4 protein-coding genes are annotated in these 2,035 nt (G+C 58.5%); all 4 read right to left on the bottom strand.

Annotated features, from left to right (window positions below):
* Nucleotides 1-310 precede the first annotated feature (310 nt).
* Nucleotides 311-634: a DUF190 domain-containing protein gene (locus BSU04_RS05700; protein WP_086383873.1), complete on the bottom strand. Its 324-nt coding sequence runs from the start codon at nt 632-634 to the stop codon at nt 311-313.
* Between the two features lie 13 nt (nt 635-647).
* On the bottom strand, nt 648-1,037 hold the full coding sequence (crcB, locus tag BSU04_RS05695) for a fluoride efflux transporter CrcB (protein ID WP_089159691.1): 390 nt from the start codon (nt 1,035-1,037) through the stop codon (nt 648-650).
* Nucleotides 1,038-1,040: 3 nt separating this feature from the next.
* Nucleotides 1,041-1,292: a hypothetical protein gene (locus tag BSU04_RS47370; protein ID WP_256928039.1), complete on the bottom strand. Its 252-nt coding sequence runs from the start codon at nt 1,290-1,292 to the stop codon at nt 1,041-1,043.
* 146 nt (nt 1,293-1,438) lie between these two features.
* Nucleotides 1,439-2,035, bottom strand: a 597-nt coding sequence (locus BSU04_RS05685) for a chloride channel protein (RefSeq protein ID WP_179258216.1), incomplete at its 5' end; no start/stop codon positions are given.

Genomic DNA, 2,035 nt, shown 5'->3' with positions numbered 1-2,035 from the left:
GCATCACATTTGCACGCAAAAAGGATGCCCATCTCACCTCACATTACCGCTTGCTCCTTTGCAGAATCAATGCTCTATAGTTCAACACGACCGCGGTAACTTGTCATACTGTAGGCTTTTTTCGCCTAGTTTGAGCAGAGTCCGCGCCGATGGGCGTCTCGGCCCGGCCATGATCCGCCGTTGCGCGCCCAGCCCGGCGGGACATCACACTAGCTGTTGTCTGTCAGACAACGAAAATAAGCGACCCGACGAGCGACTGACAGTTCTGTAAAAAGAGATTGGTAGCCGTTGAAAAATTGATTGCGACTTGTCACGCGACCGAGCGGCCAGTCCGGCCAAACTCGACCGGAATCTTCACGTAGCTGAGATCGACGTCTTCTTCCGCGAGCGCGTTCATCAAGCGCTGGCATGCCTGCTCATCGACGGAAACGGTGATGGCAAGCGGCTGATCGGCGAGTTCGAAAAAACCGGCCGAATGGAACTTGCCCGCGTGATCGAACCCTTCTGCACCTGTCATCAACGTTCCGCCCGATGCGCCGTGCTGTTCGGCGAATTTCAGCAGCCAGTCGCAGATTGACTGATGTCCATGCTTACGGTTCTGTTCAGTGAAAAACGTCAATTGATAGCCTTGCATTGCAGACTCCTTTTCAGGTGTGACGGGTTAGGGAAAGCGTGGCCATGCCCAGCGCGGCCATGACTAACGAACCACCGACGTGCAGCGCAAGCATACCGACCGACCACCCGAGTCGGCCATCCCGAATCAAGGTCAGCAGCTCTGCAGAAAAAGTTGAGAATGTCGAGAGCCCACCAGCCAGACCGGTGATGAGGAAAAGGCGCCACGCAACAGACAGACCTGCCGTCGAGCCGAAGAACGCGATCGCAAACCCGACGATATACGCGGCAATCAGATTGCACGCGAGCGTTCCCATCGGAATGTTTGGCACGAGCGCGTTCATCGTGACGCTCAAGCCATAACGGGCGAGTGCGCCTAGCATCGCGCCGATGCTGATGGCGACAAGCGGGTACGCCCCTGTCATGGTTTAAGTTCCGCTTGACGTTGGAAGCGCATGGGCAGTGAGGTGATGCGCGGCGGGGAGTTCGCAGAGGAACATCACTGCGTGGACCTTGCGCAGCTCGTCGGCGTGTTCGCGCATGAAGTGACGCAGGCGCTCTTCGGTGTCGACCAGTTCGAGACACTGCGGATGCCGCATTCCGCTGATTTCTGGATGCTGGTGAGAAAGCTGCTCTCCAGGCAGATACCCTGAACTGATTTGATGCAGCATCGCTTGCATGATATTGGACTTCTTCGCGAGAGCTATCAGGTGATGGGCGAGCGCAGGTGCGCTAAGGCGATGCCAGAACCGCGTCGCTCGGGCGCGGGTCGCAAGGGGGAAGTAAAGTCGCAGCGACGCAATGCGCTGGTTGTTGCTTTGCTGAGTCATTGGCCGCTTTCCCCTGTCGTCACTGCCGGATCAATAGACCTACGCGGCTGCTTGCCATTCGCGACCGGTGTCGCCGCTGTTTCTGTCTGCGGGCGAGACCCGCCGGGTTCGGCACGCTGTATTCCGTCTGGCACCGGCAGTCGGTGCTTGCGATGTTTGCCATGCCCGACGCGCTGCGCGTGATAGATGCCCGCATGTCCGGAAAACAGATAAGCGGTCACGCAACCGATTGCGGCAAGTGGGCCGATGCCCGCGCCGAACAACTCCATAGCCATGATCGTGGTGGTGATCGGTGTATTTGCGGCCCCTGAGAACACCGCAACGAAGCCGATGGCTGCCATCAGCGCGAACGGCATATGCAGCAACGGCGCCAGTGCATTGCCGAGGGTCGCGCCGATGTAGAACAGCGGCGTGACCTCGCCGCCCTTGAAGCCTGTACCAAGCGACGCAACGGTAAAGCCGAACTTTGCGAGAAAGTCCCACGGCTGCATCGGCTGCTGAAACGAGCGAACGATATCGGGAATGCCGAGGCCAATGTAGTGATAAGCATCGAGCGCCCACACGGCAGTCGCTATGACGATCCCGCCCACGAA

Origin of the sequence: Caballeronia sordidicola, from assembly GCF_002220365.1 — a bacterium.
GTDB lineage: Bacteria > Pseudomonadota > Gammaproteobacteria > Burkholderiales > Burkholderiaceae > Caballeronia > Caballeronia sordidicola_C.
The sequence above is the reverse complement of the archived record's forward strand: the minus strand, read 5'-3'. Positions and strand labels throughout refer to the sequence as shown.